We start from the raw sequence: 18,732 nt of genomic DNA, 5'->3' as shown, positions 1-18,732 counted from the left end.
GGCTCGAGAGTATACCCCCTGAGCGGCGTAAATGTCGGCGAAATTCAGCAAAAACATGGTAGTTACGCGGTCAATTCCGTATAATCGGCGGTTTGTGTCCGGGGGTGTTTAGGGGCGTTTCACCAGGCCGTAAGGTCACGCTCCCTGGCTCTCGATCGCAGCATAATTAATTTAGAACAAGGCCTCCCGGATAGGCCGTGGGAAACCATCATTCATGGGTGATTTAGCCAAAGAAATTCTCCCCGTCAATATCGAAGACGAGATGAAGCAATCCTACCTCGATTACGCCATGAGCGTGATCGTGGGTCGTGCACTGCCAGATGTGCGCGATGGGCTCAAGCCGGTGCACCGGCGCGTGCTGTTCGCAATGAATGAGCTCAACAACGACTGGAACAAGGCCTACAAAAAATCGGCACGTGTGGTCGGTGACGTGATCGGTAAATATCACCCGCACGGTGATTCCGCGGTGTACGACACGATTGTGCGTATGGCCCAGCCTTTCTCCATGCGCTACATGCTGGTGGACGGTCAGGGTAACTTCGGCTCCATCGACGGCGACAATGCGGCGGCGATGCGTTACACCGAGATCCGCATGCAGAAAATCTCCCACCAGATGCTGGCTGATCTGGACAAGGAGACAGTGGACTTCGTTGACAACTACGACGGCACTGAACAAATTCCCGCCGTTCTGCCAACGCGAATTCCCAGCCTGCTGGTGAACGGCTCCTCCGGTATCGCCGTGGGCATGGCGACCAATATCCCGCCGCACAACCTCACTGAGGTTATCAGCGGCTGCCTGGCCCTGTTGGCCGAGCCTGAACTCACTGTCGAAGACCTGATGGAGCATATCCCCGGGCCTGACTTCCCGACTGGGGCCATCATCAATGGCCGTGCCGGCATCATCCAGGCCTACCGCACCGGCCGCGGTCGTATTTATGTGCGTGCCCGTGCTGAAGTGGTCACTGACGAGAAACGCGGCAAGGACACTATCATCATCCACGAGATTCCCTACCAGCTGAACAAGGCGCGCCTGATTGAGCGTATCGCCGAGTTGGTGAAAGAGAAGAAGGTGGAAGGGATTACCGAACTGCGGGACGAATCCGACAAGGACGGCCTGCGCGTGGTGATCGAACTGCGGCGCGGTGAGGTGGGCGATGTCGTCCTGAACAACCTCTACGCTCAGACGCAGCTGCAGTCTGTTTTTGGTATCAATATGGTGGCGCTGGTCGACGGCCAGCCCAAGATCCTCAATCTCAAAGAGGTGATTGAGGCATTTATCCGCCACCGCCGCGAAGTGGTTACGCGCCGTACGGTTTACCTGCTGCGCAAGGCACGTGAGCGCGGCCATATCCTCGAAGGCCTGGCGATCGCCCTGGCCAATATCGATCCGGTTATCGAGCTGATCAAGGCCTCTCCCAGCTCTGCCGAAGCTAAAGAGAAGCTACTGGCGCGTTCCTGGGAGCCGGGCGATGTCATGGGTATGCTGGAGCGTGCGGGTGACGATGCCTGCCGTCCGGATGATCTCGACCCCATGTATGGCCTGCGCGAGGGTAACTACTACCTGTCACCGGCCCAGGCCCAGGCGATCCTCGAGCTGCGCCTACACCGCTTGACCGGCCTCGAGCACGAGAAGCTGCTCAACGAGTTTGAAGAGAAGCTGCGTGAAATTGCCGAGTACCTGCAGATCCTTTCGGATCCGGAGCGCCTCAAGGCGGTTATCCGCGAGGAACTCGAAGAGGTCGTCACCGAGTATGGCGACGAGCGCAAGACCGAGATTACTGCGTCTCAGCACGACCTGACGGTGGAAGATCTGATCACCGAGGAAGATCGCGTGGTCACCATTTCCCATGGCGGTTACGCCAAGACCCAGCCTCTCACCGATTACCAGGCCCAGCGCCGCGGCGGTATGGGTAAGTCTGCGACTGCAGTGAAAGACGAGGATTTCGTTGAGCACCTGCTGATTGCGAGTACCCACGCAACCATTCTGTGCTTCTCCAACCTCGGCAAGGTTTACTGGCTCAAGGTTTACCAGATTCCCCTGGCCGGGCGTAATTCCCGCGGTCGGCCCATGGTTAACCTGCTGCCGCTGGAAGAGGGCGAACGCGTCACCTCGATTTTGCCGGTGGAAGAGTACACCGAAGGCTATTACATCTTTATGGCAACCGCCAACGGTACCGTGAAGAAGACCGCCCTGACCGATTTCTCACGCCAGCGTTCCGTTGGCCTGCGCGCCCTCGACCTCGAAGAAGGCGATGTGCTCGTGGGTACCGCGATTACCACTGGCGATTGCGACGTCATGCTGCTCTCCAGTGAAGGTAAGGCGGTGCGCTTCAAGGAAGGTGACGTGCGCAAGATGGGCCGTACCGCCAAGGGCGTTCGCGGCATCAAGCTTGGCGATGGCCACGAGATGATTTCCCTGATTGTGCCGCGCGAAGATGGCCGTGTACTGACGGTATCTGAAAATGGCTACGGTAAACGTACAGAAGTCACTGAGTTCCCCACCAAGGGTCGTGGCAACAAGGGTGTCATCGCGATGGCGACCACCGAGCGCAACGGTAAATTGGTTGGCGCTGTACAGGTGTTTGATGGGGATGAACTGATGCTTATCTCCAACCAGGGCACCCTGGTACGCACCCGCGCGGATGAGATTTCCATCCTGGGCCGTAACACCCAGGGCGTGCGCGTGATTCGGACCAAAGATGGCGAATCGCTGGTCAGCGTTGAGCGTATCGATGAGCCCGAAGATGACGAGGTGCTCGAAGGCGAAATCGTTGAGGCTTCCGTCGAGAGTTCTGTCGCTGACGAGCCCTCAGCTGGTGAAGAGCCTTCAGTCGATAGCGAATCCGAATAATGGGGACAGACCCCCTTTTAAAGGGGGTCTGTCCGCAGTCCCCGTTTTGATACCTTAAAAGTGAGATCCGACCTATGACTCGCAAGTACAATTTCTGCGCCGGTCCTGCTGCTCTGCCTGAGGCGGTGCTGGAAAAAGCGCGCGACGAGATGCTCGATTGGCACGGCGCTGGCCTGTCCATTATGGAGATGAGCCACCGCAGCCCCGAAGTTGTGAGTGTGGCAGAGCGCGCCGAGGCGACTTTGCGCGAGCTGATGGGTATTTCCGATGACTACGCCGTGCTGTTCCTGCAAGGGGGTGCCAGCACCCAGTTCTCGGCGGTGCCCCTGAATCTCATGGGCGACAACGGCACAGCGGATTACATCAATACCGGACAATGGTCCAAGAAAGCCATTGCCGAGGCCAAGCGTTACGGCAATGTCAATGTGGCTGCCTCTTCCGAAGACACCAACTTTGCCACCATCCCGCCCCGGGACAGCTGGCATCTGACTGATGGCGCGGCCTATCTGCACTACACACCCAATGAAACGATCGGCGGTGTGGAGTATTTCTGGGTGCCCGAAACGGCGGCGCCGCTGGTGGTGGATATGTCGTCAACGATTCTGTCCCGTCCGGTCAGCGTCGACGATTACGGTGTGATCTACGCCGGCGCCCAGAAGAATATTGGCCCTGCCGGCCTGACTATTGTCATCGTGCGGCGCGAACTGCTGGGCAACGCCCAAGCGGTGTGTCCGGCCATGCTGAACTGGCAGACGGCGGCGGACAACGATTCCATGTACAACACCCCGCCCACGTTTGCACTGTACCTGGCCGGCCTTGTGTTCGACTGGTTGCAAGAGCAGGGCGGTCTGACGGCGATGGAGGCGGTTAACCGCCGCAAAGCCGAGAAACTGTATGCAGAGATTGACGGGTCGGATTTTTACGCCAACCCGGTCGAGTTGCAGAGCCGCTCGCTGATGAACGTGCCATTCACCCTGGCTGATGCCGGCCTGGACAAACAGTTCCTGGCGGACGCTGACGAAGCCGGCTTGCTCAACCTGAAAGGGCATCGTTCGGTGGGCGGAATGCGCGCCAGCATTTATAACGCAGTGGGTGAGGACGCGGTCGACGCGCTGATAACTTTCATGCAGGACTTTGAGCAACGCAACGGGTAAGCCCATGGCGGACAACGGTGACAATCGTACTCTCGATGAAGTGCGCGTCGATATCGACGCGATTGATCGGGAAATCCAGCAACTGATCAGCCGTCGGGCCAAGTGTGCCCAGCGGGTGGCCGACATCAAACTGGCCGAGGTGCAGGCTGCCCAGGAAGCGGGCGACGCGGAAGCCGAGGTGGTGTACTACCGTCCTGAGCGTGAGGCCCAGGTGTTACAGCGCATTATTGATCGCGAGCAGGGGCCGCTGGCGGGTGAAACCGTGGCGCATATTTTCCGCGAGGTTATGTCCGCCTGCCTGGCGCTGGAGAAACCGCTGCAGGTGGCCTACCTTGGCCCCGAGGGTACGTTTACCCAGGCGGCAGCCATCAAGCACTTTGGCCACGCTGCGGTCTGCGTGCCTCAGGGCACGATTGCCTCTGTGTTCGCCCAGGTAGAGTCGGGCGAATGCAATTACGGTGTGGTACCGGTGGAAAATTCCACTGAGGGCATGGTCAGCCACACTCTGGACAATTTCATGGATTCTTCCCTGAAGATCTCCGGTGAAGTCGAGATGGGCATAGCCCACCACCTGTTGGTGGCCGGCCACACGGGCAAGGGTGAGATCAAGCGCATCTGCGCCCACCAGCAGGCCCTGGCGCAGTGTCGCAATTGGCTCGACCGCAACTGGCCGGACATCGAGCGCGAGGCTGTCAGCAGCAACGGCGAAGCCGCGCGTATGGCCCTGGAAATTCCCGGTGTCGCCGCAATCGCGGGCGATATGGCCGCGGAGCTTTACGGTCTTGAGAAGCTCGCCGAACATATCGAAGACTACGCCGACAACACCACCCGCTTCCTGATCATCGGCCGTGAAGAAGTGCCTGCGTCAGGACGCGATAAAACCTCAATTATTGTCTCCAGCCGCAACAAGCCCGGAGCCCTGTTTACCTTGCTGGATCCGTTCCGCAAGGCCGGTGTCAGCCTCACGCGTATTGATACCCGACCCTCGCGCACGGAGAAGTGGGCCTACGTCTTTTTCATCGAGTTCGAAGGCCACATGCAGGACGAGAACGTCGCCGGCATTGTCAGAGAGCTGGAAGAGCAGTCGATTCTGCTCAAACCTCTGGGCTCTTACCCACAGGCGGTGCTCTAGGTTCCGATGGCAACACGTGTGAATACAGTGGCCGTGCTCGGCCTCGGCCTGATTGGCGGCTCCCTGGCCCGGGCGCTGAAAACGAATGGCTTTTGTGAGCGGGTTATTGGTTATGGCCATCGCGCGCCGTCACTGGAGAAAGGTGTGGAGCTGGGCGTTATCGACAGTTTTACCCTGGATCTCGCGGAAGTAATCGACAGCGCGGACATACTGGTGATCTGTACCCCGACGCTGGTGGCCGAACAGGTGCTGGCGCAGATTCTGCCGGCCATTGCCGGGCGCGCTGACGCGCCGATTGTCACCGACGCCGCCAGCGTTAAAGGTAATCTGGAGCGCGCCGCGCGGCGTATCTGCGATGGCCAATATCCCCCCCGCTTTGTGCTGGGTCACCCTATCGCCGGTTCCGAGCAGAGCGGTGTCGCCGCTTCGCGCGCGGACCTGTACATTAACCACCGTGTCATTCTGACGCCGGTGGCCGAGAACGATGCCGATGCCGTGAGCCTGGTGCGCGATATGTGGCTGGCCACGGGCGCCGATGTGGTCGACATGGACGTGGCTCAGCACGATGCGGTGCTGGCCGCGACCAGCCATCTGCCGCATGTGCTGGCCTATGCGCTGGTGGATGCCCTGGCGCAATCAGATGCCAGCGATGACATCTTCCGATTTGCGGCGGGTGGTTTTCGAGACTTTACCCGTATAGCATCCTCTGACCCGGTGATGTGGCGAGATATAGCGATAGCCAATAAAGCCGCATTGCTCGAGGCGATAGACCTGTTCAGCGGTCATCTGGCCGATCTGCGGACCGCGGTGGCCGGCGAAGATAGCGACGGAATGCACGCTACATTTACGCGTGCCAAGGCGGCCAGGGACGAATTTGCCGCCATACTTGCTGAGCGCGCCAAGGGCAAATAAATTTGCGTCGTCATGCCAGCGTTGGCCGGCGTCCGGAGAGGTATGGGTTTGTAGCTCATGGCTCTCTGGATTCCTACCTTGGCAGAAATGACGGTGTGTAAGTTAGAGAGAAAGAAAAACTATGGAATTCCTGCTCAAACCCGGTGGCACCATTAATGGTGAAGCCCGTGTTCCCGGCGACAAATCCATGTCGCATCGCTCCATCATGCTCGGCGCCCTGGCCGAGGGCACTACCCACGTAAAGGGCTTCCTCGAAGGCGAGGATGCGCTGGCAACCCTTGGAGCCTTCCAGGCTATGGGTGTGGAGATCGAGCGCCGCGGCGAGGGTGAAGTCATCGTGCACGGCGTCGGCCTGCACGGTCTCAAAGCACCGTCCGAGCCGCTGGATCTGGGCAATGCCGGTACGGGTATGCGCCTGATGGCCGGCCTGATGGCGGGCCAGCCCTTCGATACTGTACTGACAGGTGACGCCTCGCTGTGCAGTCGCCCGATGGGCCGGGTGATTACCCCGCTTGAAAACATGGGCGCGGAGATTGCGTCGGAAGAGGGTGGCCGTCCACCACTGCGTATCAAGGGCGGCAAGACCCTGGAAGGGATTCACTACGACCTGCCCATGGCCAGCGCCCAAGTGAAATCCTGTGCGCTGCTGGCGGGCCTGTATGCCCAGGGACGGACCTCCGTCACTGAACCAGCCCCAACACGCGATCATACCGAACGCATGCTGCGCGGTTTCGGCTATGAGGTGAAGTGCGAAAATGAAGTCATCAGCCTGCAGGGAGGCGGCAGCCTCAAAGGCGGTGAAATCGATGTGCCGGCGGACATCTCCTCGGCGGCATTCTTCTTGGTGGCCGCAAGCATTGCCCCCGGTTCTGATCTGTTGTTAACCCACGTGGGCATTAACCCCACGCGGATTGGCATTCTCAATATTCTCACGCTCATGGGGGCGGATATCACCCTTAAAAACGAGCGTGAGGTCGGCGGCGAGCCTGTCGCAGACATTCATGTGCGCTACGCGCCGCTGAAGGGCATCGAAATTCCCGAGGACCAGGTGCCCTTGGCGATCGACGAGTTTCCGGTACTGTTTATTGCGGCTGCCTGTGCCGAGGGTCGCACAGTTTTGCGCGGCGCCGAGGAGCTGCGGGTTAAGGAAAGTGACCGTCTCGCGGCCATGGCCGAGGGCCTGGACACACTCGGCGTCAGCAACGAATTGCTCGACGACGGCATTATCATTGAGGGCGGCAAAATGGGCGGCGGCGAGATTCGCACGCACATGGATCATCGTATCGCCATGGCGTTCAGCATTGCCGCCCTGCGGGCCGAGCAGGAAATCCGGGTACTGGATTGCGATCATGTGGCCACCTCCTTCCCGGGTTTTGACGCATTGGCGCGAGGGCTCGGACTGCAAATTACGGCGCAGGCGGGCTAGCCTATGACGAGTCCGGTTATTACCGTGGATGGACCCTCAGGCGCCGGTAAGGGCACCATCAGTCACCTGCTGGCGGAGAAGCTCGGCTGGCACTTCCTCGATAGCGGCGCCCTGTATCGTGTCACCGGCCAGGCCTGCCTCATGGAAGGGCTTAGCTTGGATGATCATCCGGCGGTCACCGAGGTCGCGCGTCACCTGGATGTCAGCTTCACCTACGCTGACTCCGGTGAGGTGCTGGTGGCCTATAAAGGTACCGATGTGTCCGGTGTCATTCGCACGGAAGAGGGCGGTCGCGGTGCTTCCAAGGTCGCTGCGATTCCCGCCGTACGCGACGCATTGCTCGCCCGGCAGCGCGAGTTTTGTCGCCCGCCGGGACTGGTCGCTGACGGTCGCGACATGGGTACCGTGGTTTTTCCGGCGGCTCCCCTCAAGTTTTTCCTCACGGCCTCTGCCGAAGAGCGCGCCGAGCGCCGCTATAAGCAGTTGATTTCAAAGGGCGAAAGTGTTAGTCTCCCGCGCCTTCTGGAGGACATCCAGGAGAGAGATGCGCGCGATTCAAGCCGCTCTGTCTCTCCCCTGGTGCCCGCAGAAGACGCCATCGTCATCGATAGTACCGCCACTCCGATCGAGCAGGTTTTTGATCAGGTGATGCTCGAAGTGACGCGAAGAGGTCTGAACTAGCGGCTAACGTCCGTAAATTCCTTTAAATGGCTTAAACATCTCGGTTCCTGCCGAAATCCAGACAGGGCGGGGCAGAGGTGTGAATTTAATTGACCCGCGCCTGCTGGAGGCCCGGACAACCAAACCTATAGGTAATGTGTAATGAGCGAATCTTTCGCCGAATTATTTGAAGAGAGCCTGAAAACCGTCGACATGCAGCCCGGTGCCATCGTAACCGGCGTTGTTATCGACATCGACAACGACTGGGTTACCGTTCACGCGGGCCTGAAGTCTGAAGGTATCATCCCCCGTTCCCAGTTCACCGACGCCACCGGCGAGTGCACACTCAGCATTGGTGACGAAGTACAGGTCGCCCTGGAATCCGTAGAAGATGGCTTTGGTGAAACCAAGCTGTCTCGCGAGAAAGCCAAGCGCGCCGAAGCCTGGAAAGAGCTGGAAGCCGCCCACGAAGCTGAAGAAGTGGTTAAGGGCGTCATCAACGGCAAGGTCAAAGGTGGCTTCACCGTCGACATCAACACTATCCGCGCGTTCCTGCCGGGCTCCCTGGTTGACGTACGTCCCGTTCGCGAGACCGTCCACCTGGAAGGCAAGGAACTCGAATTCAAGGTCATCAAGCTGGACCAGAAGCGCAACAACGTGGTTGTTTCACGTCGCGCTGTTATGGAAGCAGCCAACAGCGAAGAGCGCGAAGCTCTGCTGGAGACCCTGCAGGAAGGCATGTCCGTCAAGGGTATCGTCAAGAACCTGACCGACTACGGTGCTTTCGTAGATCTGGGCGGCGTAGACGGCCTGCTGCACATCACCGATATGGCCTGGAAGCGCATCAAGCATCCTTCCGAGATCGTAGAAGTTGGCCAGGAAATCGACGTCAAGATTCTCAAGTTCGACCGCGAGCGCAACCGCGTTTCCCTGGGTCTGAAGCAACTGGGTGAAGATCCCTGGGTGGAAATCACCGGTCGCTACCCCGAGGGCAGCCGCGTCAAGGCCAAGATCACCAACCTCACCGACTACGGCTGTTTTGCCGAGCTGGAAGAGGGTGTCGAGGGTCTGGTACACGTGTCCGAAATGGACTGGACGAACAAGAACGTACACCCCTCCAAGATCGTCCAGCTGGGCGACGAAGTGGAAGTTATGGTTCTGGACATCGACGAAGAACGTCGTCGTATCTCCCTGGGTATCAAGCAGTGCATGCAGAACCCCTGGGACGCTTTCGCGGCCAAGTGCCAGAAAGGCGACAAGATTTCCGGCTCTATCAAGTCCATCACTGACTTCGGTATCTTCATCGGTCTGGAAGGCAACATCGACGGCCTGGTACACCTGTCCGACATCAGCTGGAACGAAGCTGGCGAAGAAGCGGTTCGCAACTACAAGAAGGGCGACGAGATCGAGACAGTTATCCTGTCCATCGACCCCGAGCGCGAGCGCATCTCCCTGGGCATCAAGCAGCTGGAAGACGATCCCTTCGGCAACTACATCGCCGTTAACGACCGCGGCTCCATCGTGAGCGGCGAAGTTATCGAAGTTGATGCCAAAGAAGTGATCATCAAGCTGGCTGACGAAGTTGAAGGCATCCTGAAGGCGTCTGACATCTCTCGCGACCGCGTTGAAGATGCTCGCAACTCCTTCAAGGTTGGCGACACTGTTGAAGCCAAGATCGTCTCTGTGGATCGCAAGAACCGCGGCGTAGTACTGTCCATCAAGGCCAAGGACTACGACGATGAGCAGGAAGCTGTGAAGTCCCTGAAAGAGTCCGAGCAGGAAGCGGCCTCTCCAGGTACTATCGGCGACCTGATCAAGGCGCAGATGGGCGAGAATTAATTCTCCAGCCCCTCAAGAGAAAGGCCCGCATTAGCGGGCCTTTTTTTATGGGGCCCCTGTTGAGAAACCGTGTTGGTTAGCGGCGACGCTGCAGTCCTCCACCCAGTCCTGCGATCAGCAGGGCAAGCACAGCCAGCTGCCACAGCCCCAGGGCGGGAACGGGGCGCGGGTCGGCAGCACTCAGAACTGCCTAGTAGCGGCTGCCCGAATCGGCGGCGACGACGCTTGGGTTGGTCAGCCTGATACCTGAGGCCAGCCCTTCAATGAGCACCGAAGCACTGGGGTCAATCGTAATGTTGTCGGCATTGAGCAGGTTGATGGTCTCTGAATCACCGGGTGCGTGCTGGTAGTTGACGCGAATCACCACTTCACCGGCAAGCACGACATTGTCTGCGTCGATCGCTGCATAGAGGCCGTCGCTGCCAAGATTGTCCGGTGATGCCCGGGTGGGGCCGTTCACATTGAGGATGACCCGGCCCCTTCGCCCACAATGAGTTGGTCTGCTTTCAGGTAGCTCGGGCTGAGTTCCAGTGAACCGGTGGCCGTGCCTTCATGGTTTGCGGCAACCATGCCCACCTCGACGGAGGGGCTATCAAGCGACGAACTCTGCAGGGTCAGGGTGCCAAACGCATTGCTGGTAGTGGCGCTGCTTGGCACGGTATTGCCACCTTCCAGCGAAGAGCTGATATCGATAACTCCCACGCGCACAGTGCTTTGTACTTCGGCCTTCACGTTGGCCATGGTGACCGTGCCCTGTGCTGTCGCAGTAATCTGGTTGACGCCGGTATCTCCCTCATCATCGCCCAGGGCGATACCGCCGATATCAAACTCGCCATTGGTTGAGTCTGTGCCAATCATCAGGCTGGGGATGTCAGTCAGGAGCAGGGTGCCAATGCTGTTAATGATGGTCTGGGCAATGGTGTCATCGCTATCGTTAGTTTTCCCATAGATTTTTCCCACCTCAACATCGTCGCCAATATCCAGCACGCTCACATCGGACAAGCGGGCTATGTCGTTGCTGTTGATGGTGCCGGTGGCATTCTCCCCACCATTGGAGAAACTGCTCGCGCGGCTGACTTCAATGTCGCTGTCCATCAGCAGTGATTGGAGCGCCGTACAGCCCCTGTCTGTCGGTCCCAGCATTTGTAGGCCTGGAGGGGGTAAAGCGCGCTGAGCTGTGAACAAATTCACACTTTTTCTATATAAAATAGGAACTTGCGCTTCGTAGAATCTGGGTCCACAATATCTTCCCGGTGAAAAAACAATCGATAAGAGCCATGACCAAAAGCGAATTGATCGAATCCATTGCGGCCAAGCAGAACCAGCTGTCCTCCAAGGACGTTGAGCTGGCGGTGAAGACCATTCTCGAGCATATGTCGCAGTCGTTATCGACTGGCGATCGCATCGAGATCCGCGGCTTTGGCAGTTTCTCCCTCCACTACCGCGAGCCGCGTCGAGGCCGGAACCCGAAAACCGGTGATGCAGTAGAGCTGACCGGCAAGTACGTGCCCCATTTCAAGCCCGGCAAAGAACTGCGCGAGCGTGTGAATCTGGGGCTTCAGCAGGGCCTTTAAACTTGCCCTGAACAATACAGGCGGTATGATCGCACGGGTCATACCGCTTTTTTATTTCCGCTATTCTGGATATTCACATGAAGCTGTTACGCAAACTGATTTCCATTGCTCTGATCCTGGCGTTTGCCGCGGTTGGTGTACTGTTCGCGTTGCAGAATGAGCAGCTGGTACCGCTGGATATGCTGTTCTATACCTTCCAGCCCCACAGCCTGGCGCTGTGGGTGCTCAGTGCGTTTGCGATCGGTGGGGTGCTGGGCTTGTTGCTGTCTTCCGGTATGATCGTGCGTCAGCGCGCATCGCTGGCCAGCGCCAACCGCCAACTGGCCAAGGCGCGAGCCGAAGTGGACAAACTGCGCACGGCGGGCCTCACCGACGGTGAATGATTATCTTGTCTTTGCTCTGCTGTTTGCGGCCATCGCAATCGGCTGGTTTCTGGGGCGTCGGTCCCAGCGTAAGGTGGTCGCCAGTCCGGAGCTACCGGGGCAGTATTACAAGGGCCTGAACTATTTGCTCGACGGTCGCCCCGACGGCGCGATCGATGCTTTTATCAATGCCCTTGAAGTGAATTCCGAGACCATGGAAACCCACATCGCCCTCGGCAATCTGTTGCGTAAGAAGGGCGAGGTGGATCGCGCCATCCGTATTCACCAGAATTTACTCGCGCGTCCCAGTCTGCCGCGTGCCCAGGTGCACGCGGCACACCTTGAGCTGGCCCGCGACTACATCAGCGCCGGCTTGCTGGATCGGGCTGAGCGCCTGCTTCTCGACCTGGTCGAGGAGTCGCCACAGCAGCGTCGCGCCAGCCAGCGCCACCTGTTGGACATTTACCAGAGTGAGCGTGAGTGGCAGCGGGCTATTGATGTCGCCACCAATCTGATGCCGCGCAAAACACTGCTTGGCGGTACGCCGCAGGAACCGGCTGAGCTGGGCCAGGACGTGGTCACCGTGATTTCGCACTATTTCTGTGAGCTGGCGGCCGAGAAGCGTGAGCTGGGTGACCTCCAGGGCGCCCGGGGGCTGTTACAGGACGCGCTGGATCAGGATCGGGCATGTGTGCGTGCCTCCATCATGCTGGGCGAAGTGGAATGTGATGCGGGTAACTTCAAACAGGCGATCAGGGCATTGCGACGCGTGCGCCAGCAGGACCCCGACTACATTAGCGAGACGATTGGCGTGCTGCGCCGTTGCTACCGTGAACTGGGCGACGAAAAATCCCTGCGTGCCTATTTGCGCGAGTGCCTGGAGGCGCATTCTTCACCGCCGCTGGTGATTGCCGCAGCAGAAGATATTCTGATGTCTGAGGGCACTGACGAGGCGGAGGCTTTTCTGGCCAGGCAGCTGGAATTGCGACCGTCGATGCGCGGCCTTGAGCAGCTTATTGGCCTGCAGATGAATGTCAGTGAAGGGCGGGCGCGAGACAACCTCGATCTGCTGCAGAAACTCGTTGTGCGACTCATCGAGGAGCGTCCGGCCTATCGCTGTAGTCACTGCGGATTTTCCGGGCGCCATATGCATTGGTTCTGCCCGGGCTGTAAATACTGGGGCACGATGAAAACCATCCGTGGCACCAGCCTGGAATAAGCGAGAATTGACGATGAACGACAAACCCGTACTGGTTGCTCTGGACTACCCCGATGCCGAATCCGCGCTGGCATTTGCCGCCCGGCTGTCGCCGCAGTTGTGTCGGGTGAAGGTGGGCAAGGAATTATATACCCGCAGCGGTGCTTCCTTGGTGGAGTCATTGCAGAAGCAAGGCTTTGAGGTGTTTCTCGATCTCAAGTTCCACGACATTCCAAACACCGTGGCCGGCGCCGTTCGTTCGGCTGCAGAGCTCGGCGTGTGGATGGTTAACGTTCACGCCAGCGGTGGCCGGCGGATGATGGAAGCGGCGGCTGAGGCACTGCAGGCTTACCAGCAACGACCGATCTTGATCGCGGTGACCGTGTTGACCAGTATGTCTGACGACGATTTACGCGAATTGGGTTATACCGAATCTGCGGCAGAACGAGTGTCGCGCCTGGCCGCACTCACTCAGTCCAGTGGCCTGGATGGCGTGGTCTGTTCTGCCATGGAAGCGCCGGGACTGCGCGCCGACCGCGGCGACGATTTTTGTCTGGTGACTCCCGGCATCCGCCTGGCGGGAGATGATGCCGGTGATCAGCGCCGCGTGCTTACTCCGGCGGATGCCATCGCCAACGGCTCTGATTACCTGGTGATCGGCCGGTCCATTACCGCCGCGGCGGATCCCATTGCGGCGCTGGAGCGGGTCCACCGCGAGCTGGGACTCAGCAGCTAAATCCCCGTTTCATCTATTGTGCTCTCCTGCGCCCTGGGCGTGGTGGCCGCTGCTACACTCAGCCTTGATACGGATGCCTGCACGGATGCAGCATTCCAAGCGCAAGGAGAGTCGCTATGCACACAATCATTTACCGAAAATTCATGTTCGCGGGGCTGCTGGCTCTGTTGCTCGGCCTCGGATTGGGGCCAGCCCAAGCCGACAGCTCGCCCGCAAACACTGTTAATCTCAATACAGCCACCGCGGCTGAACTCGCCGCAGCGCTCAATGGGGTCGGGGCGAGTCGCGCCGAAGATATTGTCCGCTACCGCGAGGCATTCGGGCCTTTTACAACCCTCGAGCAATTGACCGAGGTTAAGGGTATTGGCCAAGCCACCATCAATCGCAACCGCAAGGTAATAACGCTGGATTAAGCCGGGCGCATCCGTATCATGAGGGGGCTTATGCCCCCTTATTTTTGCCACATTCTATCGTGACCAGGAAATGCCTGGTTACCGGCGCTACCGGATTTGTCGGTCGCGAGCTATGTCCTGCGCTCGTTGCTGCGGGCGCTGACGTGGTTGCTGTCAGTCGCACAGCGAACCCTTCGGCGGTGGGGCAGATGCTGGCGGTTGACCTCGCTGAGCAGCCTTTGCCAGAGCAGGCCCTGGAAGACGTTGCCACCGTGATACATCTTGCGGGGGTGGCTCACCAGAAAGCAGATGCCAGCCTCTACACGCGCCTTAATCTCGACGCGACGCTCGCGCTCGCGCGCTCCGCACAAGCCGCTGGCGTGCGCCACTTCATCTTTGTTTCCAGTGTGAAGGCCATGGGGCCCGCTTCTGATGATCATGCCCGCAGTGAAGCCGATGTGACACCCACTGACGATGCCTATGGGCACAGTAAGTGGCGGGCTGAAGAAGGCCTGCGCGACCTCGCCCGTGAGGGCGATATGGCCGTGACCATACTGCGTCCCGCGCTGGTCTATGGCGCCCAGCCCAAGGGCAACCTGGCGCTGCTGGATCGCGGAATCAGCATGGGATTGCCGCGCCCGCCGGAGGCGGGCGGGCGTTCCATGATTGGCCTGCCCGATCTGGCAGTGCTGTTGGTGAAGTTGGTGTTCCATCCACCGCAGGGATGCCATACCTGGATCGTCTGCGATGGCCAGCGCTATTCCAGTCGCACTGTCTATGACGCGCTGCGAGCGCGCCGCGGCCTCGGCCTGGCGCGCAGCTGGTTGCCAGCGTGGATGTGGCGCAGCGCCGCGAGTGTGCTCGGTGTGCGGGACAAGCTGTTTGGCAGTGAGTATTACGATAACGGCGCTCTGGTGGCGGCACTGGGATGGGCGCCAACAGTCTCCCTGGCCGAAGTTTTGGGAGAGCGCGACTAGTGCCACTGGTGATGATTACGCTGGCGATATCCATCGTTTTTTGCGGCCTGTACCTGTTGCTGGCCCGGCGCCTGCAGATTCTCGATCAGCCGAACGAGCGCAGCTCCCACACGCTGCCCACGCCTCACGGCGGTGGGGTGGCCATGCTGACGGCGTTTGCCGCGGGGCTGGCCATCGGTCACGTGATGGGCGTGGCATGGGAGGGGCCCTACCTGATACTTGCCGGGGCGCGCTATTGTTGATGTTGGTGGGTGTGGTCGATGATCTGCTCAGCTTGTCGGCGCGCTTGCGATTCGCGCTTTATTCGGGCGTTGCGTTAATGGCGGCGAATGCGCTGCTGGCGCCGGCAGGCGGGCACTGGCTGGTTCAACTGGTGGCGGCCTTCGCCTTGTTGTGGATGCTCAACCTCTACAACTTCATGGATGGTATCGATGGCATTGCCGCACTCCAGGCAGTGAGTGTCTGCGTAGCTGCAGCGCTGCTCAGTTGGTTTTACGCGGGCGATTTGCAGTTTTTGTCTTTTTGTCTGGTGCTGGCGGCGGCCCAGGTTGGGTTCCTGTGCTGGAACTGGCCGCCCGCACGGCTGTTCATGGGAGATGCGGGCAGCGTCCCCACCGGCTTCCTGCTTGGTGGTCTGGCGCTGCTGGGCGCTGTTGAGGGGGCGTTGCCGCTGGCTTGCTGGGCGATATTACTGGCGCTATTTGTGACCGATGCCAGCTATACCCTGTTGGCGCGAATGCTGGCAGGTGAACGCTTCACTGAGCCCCATCGCCAGCATGCCTATCAGCGCCTGAGTCGCCACTGGGGCAGCCACCTACCGGTGGATATTTTGCTGCTCGCAATTAATGGCCTGTGGTTGTTTCCTTTAGCCCTGACCACAACTTTGTGGCCCAAGTTCTCATTTTTATTGGTAATTTTGGCATATATACCCCTGCTCTACGGCATGGCGAAAGCCCGAAAATTGGGCTAGTATTTCCTTCTTGCTGCCGTCACAAAAATTTAAAGCAGCGACGTGACCATACAAGGATTGAGGGAAGGATTTGCTGAAAGTTCTGGGCAGCATTGTATCGCGCACCGTCTCCACTCTGGTTGGCGGCCTCCGGGACGTCCTTGAACGGCTCATAGAGCTTCCCCGCAATATCAAACAGGCAGGCCTGCTGGCGCTGGACATGTTCTATGTGTCCGTGGCGATGTGGGCCGCCGTGGCGTTTCGCTACGGCCATACCGATTTCAAGCTCGGCTCAATAGAAATTATGTGCGGCGTGTTCACCCTGCTGGTGAGCGCGGTGATATTCCTGCGCCTGGGCCTGTACCGCGCGGTGATCCGGTTTATGGGCCAGCAGGCAATCTGGGCCATTATCACGGCCGTGAGCTATTCCACCCTGGTGCTCGGCGGCGCGGTATTCTTTGCCCAGGCCGAGGTGCCTCGCTCCATGCCCTTTATCTACTGGGGTCTGGCCATGCTCGGTATTGGCGGCACCCGCTTGAGTGTGCGTGCCTATTACCAGGCCAAGCTGCGCTCCATGTCCGAAAACGTGATTATCTATGGCGCCGGCGCCTCCGGCCGTCAGCTGCTGACGGCGCTGAACCACGGCGACCAGTATCGGGCTGTGTTCTTTGTGGACGACGATATTCGTCTGCAGCACGCCGTTATCAACGGTCTGCAGGTTGCCCACCCCGACCATATTGAACAACTCATTGCCGCTCACGATATTACCCAGGTGTTGCTCGCGGTGCCCTCCGCCTCGCCCGAACGTCGCAAGGAAATCATTAATTCGCTGGTGGGCCTGCCCGTTTATGTGCGCACTGTGCCGCGGATTACCGAACTGGTGGCCGGTGAGGCCAGCGTGAACCAGATTCAGGATATTGACCTGGACGATTTGCTGGGACGTGAGCCCGTGCCTGCCAAACCCGAGCTGATCGACCGCTGTATTACCGACAAGGTAGTGATGGTGACCGGCGCCGGCGGCTCAATTGGCTCGGAGCTGTGTCGCCAGATTCTCACAGCCGCGCCTCGCGAACTGATTCTGCTGGATAACTCTGAATACGCGCTCTACAACATCGAGCGCGAATTGCGCGCCAGCCTTGAAAACGCCGATCTGGAAGTGAATATTTTGCCCCTACTTGGCACCGTCCAGGATCAGCGTCGTCTGGAGAGCATTTATCGCACCTTTGCCGTGAACACCGTGTATCACGCCGCGGCCTACAAGCACGTGCCAATGGTTGAGTACAACGTGGCCGAGGGTGTTGCCAATAATGTGTTTGGCACCTGGTATGCGGCCGAGGCAGCCCGCAAGGCTGGCGTCGACACATTTGTTCTGATCTCCACCGATAAGGCTGTGCGTCCCACGAATATCATGGGTGCCTCCAAGCGTTTCGCAGAGATGATTCTACAGGGGCTCGCCCAGCGCGATACCCATACCCGTTTCTGTATGGTGCGTTTCGGCAATGTGCTCGGTTCTTCCGGGTCGGTTGTGCCGCTGTTCCGCGAGCAGATCGAGCAGGGTGGCCCTGTTACCGTGACTCACCCTGAGGTGACCCGCTATTTCATGAGCATTACCGAGGCCGCACAGCTGGTGTTGCAGGCCGGGGCCATGGGTACGGGTGGTGACGTGTTTGTGCTGGACATGGGTGAGCCGGTGCGGATTGTGGACCTGGCCCGCCGTATGATCCGCCTGAGCGGTTATGAGATGGATCACGACACCCACGTGGGCGAGCACATCGATATTGAATTTATCGGCCTGCGCCCGGGTGAGAAGCTCTACGAAGAGCTGTTGCTGGGCAGTAACGTGACCGGTACCGGCCACGCCATGATTATGCGCGCTGAAGAGGAGTGCCTGTCCTACGGCCAGGTTCATCACTATGTGTCAGAACTCATGCGCTACTGCGACGCGCTGGATTGCGATGGCATTACCAAGGTGTTGCGGGCTGCGGTGAGTGGTTTCACCGAACACGAGGTACGTCACGATCACCTTTGGACCAAGCAGGGCCAAGTGGGTGAGCAACCGCATGCACCCACCGTGGTGTCCAATGTGAAGGAACTGTTCCCGGAAAAGTCGCCCTGACGTTTTCCGCTATTCCTCGATATCGTCGACGTCGACCTGGCCAGTGAGCCGGCGGCGGATATGTGACCATGACAGTCCCACCGCCAGAATCAACGCCAGCACAATTAATGCCAGCCAGGTGATGGCGCCTGTTGAGTCGATACTCAGCCAGCCCAGGTCTACGAACAGCCAGATTATGCAGCCGAACAGGGCCGCTCCCAGGGTGACTCCGAGCCAGCCCAGGGATAGAAACGTGGCGCGCAGAAAAACAATCCAGGCAATGAGCAGTAGCAGGCCGATGATGGCAGTGATCGGCCCGAATTCGTGGCCTTCGGCCAGCACATAGCTCACATAGGAGAAACTGGTGGGGTTATAGGTGCCGAACACCAACACCGCTGCGAACAGTACCCGCAGCAGAAAACTTCCCCCGTCAAAATCTTTGGCCATAGCGATTCCCTTTGTTTTTGTAGAGCTT

At 59.1% G+C, this 18,732-nt stretch carries 20 protein-coding genes; 16 read left to right on the top strand and 4 right to left on the bottom strand.

Features of this window, described 5'->3' with window-relative positions; genetic code table 11:
• The first annotated feature begins 214 nt into the window (after window positions 1-214).
• The 7 genes from gyrA to rpsA all read left to right on the top strand — a co-directional run bounded on the left by gyrA (window position 215) and on the right by rpsA (window position 9,974).
• Window positions 215-2,851 carry a DNA gyrase subunit A gene (gene gyrA, locus BST95_RS15570; protein WP_084200444.1) on the top strand — a complete coding sequence of 879 codons (2,637 nt, stop codon included), beginning with the start codon at window positions 215-217 and terminating at the stop codon, window positions 2,849-2,851.
• Between the two features lie 74 nt (window positions 2,852-2,925).
• Window positions 2,926-4,005, top strand: a complete 1,080-nt coding sequence (gene serC / locus BST95_RS15565) for a 3-phosphoserine/phosphohydroxythreonine transaminase (RefSeq protein ID WP_084200443.1) — start codon at window positions 2,926-2,928, stop codon at window positions 4,003-4,005.
• A gap of 4 nt (window positions 4,006-4,009) precedes the next feature.
• Window positions 4,010-5,137: a prephenate dehydratase gene (gene pheA, locus BST95_RS15560; RefSeq protein WP_066048358.1), complete on the top strand. Its 1,128-nt coding sequence runs from the start codon at window positions 4,010-4,012 to the stop codon at window positions 5,135-5,137.
• Window positions 5,138-5,155: 18 nt separating this feature from the next.
• Window positions 5,156-6,049, top strand: coding sequence for a prephenate dehydrogenase/arogenate dehydrogenase family protein (locus BST95_RS15555; protein ID WP_308428288.1), 894 nt, complete (start codon window positions 5,156-5,158; stop codon window positions 6,047-6,049).
• 121 nt (window positions 6,050-6,170) lie between these two features.
• Window positions 6,171-7,475, top strand: coding sequence for a 3-phosphoshikimate 1-carboxyvinyltransferase (gene aroA / locus BST95_RS15550; RefSeq protein ID WP_066048352.1), 1,305 nt, complete (start codon window positions 6,171-6,173; stop codon window positions 7,473-7,475).
• A 3-nt stretch (window positions 7,476-7,478) separates the two neighbouring features.
• On the top strand, window positions 7,479-8,156 hold the full coding sequence (gene cmk, locus BST95_RS15545; protein ID WP_084200441.1) for a (d)CMP kinase: 678 nt from the start codon (window positions 7,479-7,481) through the stop codon (window positions 8,154-8,156).
• Window positions 8,157-8,297: 141 nt separating this feature from the next.
• Complete coding sequence (gene rpsA / locus BST95_RS15540; protein WP_084200440.1) at window positions 8,298-9,974, top strand: 30S ribosomal protein S1; 1,677 nt, start codon at window positions 8,298-8,300, stop codon at window positions 9,972-9,974.
• Between the two features lie 76 nt (window positions 9,975-10,050).
• Here the strand turns inward: rpsA and BST95_RS21435 are convergent, their stop codons facing one another.
• Genes BST95_RS21435 through BST95_RS15530 form a run of 3 tightly spaced genes read right to left on the bottom strand, consistent with a single transcriptional unit; the run spans window position 10,051 to window position 11,117 of the window.
• On the bottom strand, window positions 10,051-10,125 hold the full coding sequence (locus tag BST95_RS21435) for a hypothetical protein (protein ID WP_477190178.1): 75 nt from the start codon (window positions 10,123-10,125) through the stop codon (window positions 10,051-10,053).
• A gap of 39 nt (window positions 10,126-10,164) precedes the next feature.
• Complete coding sequence (locus BST95_RS15535; RefSeq protein ID WP_084200439.1) at window positions 10,165-10,434, bottom strand: hypothetical protein; 270 nt, start codon at window positions 10,432-10,434, stop codon at window positions 10,165-10,167.
• Entirely contained in the window at window positions 10,431-11,117 is a 687-nt protein-coding gene (locus tag BST95_RS15530; RefSeq protein ID WP_146004150.1) for a hypothetical protein, read from the bottom strand. The genes BST95_RS15535 and BST95_RS15530 overlap by 4 nt, the downstream gene beginning before the upstream one ends.
• 134 nt (window positions 11,118-11,251) lie before the next feature.
• Here BST95_RS15530 and ihfB point away from each other — a divergent pair, with 134 nt between their 5' ends.
• The 9 genes from ihfB to BST95_RS15490 all read left to right on the top strand — a co-directional run bounded on the left by ihfB (window position 11,252) and on the right by BST95_RS15490 (window position 18,278).
• Window positions 11,252-11,548, top strand: coding sequence for an integration host factor subunit beta (gene ihfB, locus BST95_RS15525; RefSeq protein WP_066048341.1), 297 nt, complete (start codon window positions 11,252-11,254; stop codon window positions 11,546-11,548).
• 77 nt (window positions 11,549-11,625) lie between these two features.
• Complete coding sequence (locus BST95_RS15520) at window positions 11,626-11,931, top strand: LapA family protein (protein ID WP_084200437.1); 306 nt, start codon at window positions 11,626-11,628, stop codon at window positions 11,929-11,931.
• The gene (gene lapB / locus BST95_RS15515; protein WP_084200436.1) at window positions 11,924-13,129 is read left to right on the top strand and encodes a lipopolysaccharide assembly protein LapB; all 1,206 of its coding nucleotides are present in this window, start codon (window positions 11,924-11,926) and stop codon (window positions 13,127-13,129) included. The genes BST95_RS15520 and lapB overlap by 8 nt, the downstream gene beginning before the upstream one ends.
• 7 nt (window positions 13,130-13,136) lie before the next feature.
• Window positions 13,137-13,844 (top strand): orotidine-5'-phosphate decarboxylase, encoded by a 708-nt coding sequence (gene pyrF / locus BST95_RS15510; protein WP_373295061.1) that lies wholly within the window; start codon window positions 13,137-13,139, stop codon window positions 13,842-13,844.
• A gap of 116 nt (window positions 13,845-13,960) precedes the next feature.
• Window positions 13,961-14,257 carry a ComEA family DNA-binding protein gene (locus tag BST95_RS15505; RefSeq protein ID WP_084200434.1) on the top strand — a complete coding sequence of 99 codons (297 nt, stop codon included), beginning with the start codon at window positions 13,961-13,963 and terminating at the stop codon, window positions 14,255-14,257.
• A 59-nt stretch (window positions 14,258-14,316) separates the two neighbouring features.
• Window positions 14,317-15,213, top strand: a complete 897-nt coding sequence (locus tag BST95_RS15500) for an NAD-dependent epimerase/dehydratase family protein (protein ID WP_169843969.1) — start codon at window positions 14,317-14,319, stop codon at window positions 15,211-15,213.
• Window positions 15,213-15,455 carry an MraY family glycosyltransferase gene (locus tag BST95_RS19815; protein ID WP_157114501.1) on the top strand — a complete coding sequence of 81 codons (243 nt, stop codon included), beginning with the start codon at window positions 15,213-15,215 and terminating at the stop codon, window positions 15,453-15,455. Before BST95_RS15500 ends, BST95_RS19815 begins: the two co-directional genes overlap by 1 nt.
• On the top strand, window positions 15,455-16,183 hold the full coding sequence (locus tag BST95_RS19810) for an MraY family glycosyltransferase (protein WP_240500304.1): 729 nt from the start codon (window positions 15,455-15,457) through the stop codon (window positions 16,181-16,183). Before BST95_RS19815 ends, BST95_RS19810 begins: the two co-directional genes overlap by 1 nt.
• A 70-nt stretch (window positions 16,184-16,253) precedes the next feature.
• Entirely contained in the window at window positions 16,254-18,278 is a 2,025-nt protein-coding gene (locus tag BST95_RS15490; protein WP_084200431.1) for a polysaccharide biosynthesis protein, read from the top strand.
• Between the two features lie 9 nt (window positions 18,279-18,287).
• Here BST95_RS15490 and BST95_RS15485 read toward each other — a convergent pair whose 3' ends face one another.
• Window positions 18,288-18,704 (bottom strand): DUF6524 family protein, encoded by a 417-nt coding sequence (locus tag BST95_RS15485; protein ID WP_066048803.1) that lies wholly within the window; start codon window positions 18,702-18,704, stop codon window positions 18,288-18,290.
• Window positions 18,705-18,732 lie beyond the last annotated feature (28 nt).

Origin of the sequence: Halioglobus japonicus, assembly GCF_001983995.1 — a bacterium.
Taxonomy (GTDB): domain Bacteria; phylum Pseudomonadota; class Gammaproteobacteria; order Pseudomonadales; family Halieaceae; genus Halioglobus; species Halioglobus japonicus.
This window is presented reverse-complemented; position numbering and strand designations above follow the sequence as displayed.

Coding starts and splice junctions, on each gene's coding strand:
- gyrA (WP_084200444.1), top strand. CDS start 215: ATGGGTGATTTAGCCAAAGAAATTCTCCCCGTCAATATCGAAGACGAG.
- serC (WP_084200443.1), top strand. CDS start 2,926: ATGACTCGCAAGTACAATTTCTGCGCCGGTCCTGCTGCTCTGCCTGAG.
- pheA (WP_066048358.1), top strand. CDS start 4,010: ATGGCGGACAACGGTGACAATCGTACTCTCGATGAAGTGCGCGTCGAT.
- aroA (WP_066048352.1), top strand. CDS start 6,171: ATGGAATTCCTGCTCAAACCCGGTGGCACCATTAATGGTGAAGCCCGT.
- cmk (WP_084200441.1), top strand. CDS start 7,479: ATGACGAGTCCGGTTATTACCGTGGATGGACCCTCAGGCGCCGGTAAG.
- rpsA (WP_084200440.1), top strand. CDS start 8,298: ATGAGCGAATCTTTCGCCGAATTATTTGAAGAGAGCCTGAAAACCGTC.
- BST95_RS15530 (WP_146004150.1), bottom strand. CDS start 11,117: ATGCTGGGACCGACAGACAGGGGCTGTACGGCGCTCCAATCACTGCTG.
- ihfB (WP_066048341.1), top strand. CDS start 11,252: ATGACCAAAAGCGAATTGATCGAATCCATTGCGGCCAAGCAGAACCAG.
- BST95_RS15520 (WP_084200437.1), top strand. CDS start 11,626: ATGAAGCTGTTACGCAAACTGATTTCCATTGCTCTGATCCTGGCGTTT.
- BST95_RS15505 (WP_084200434.1), top strand. CDS start 13,961: ATGCACACAATCATTTACCGAAAATTCATGTTCGCGGGGCTGCTGGCT.
- BST95_RS19810 (WP_240500304.1), top strand. CDS start 15,455: ATGTTGGTGGGTGTGGTCGATGATCTGCTCAGCTTGTCGGCGCGCTTG.
- BST95_RS15485 (WP_066048803.1), bottom strand. CDS start 18,704: ATGGCCAAAGATTTTGACGGGGGAAGTTTTCTGCTGCGGGTACTGTTC.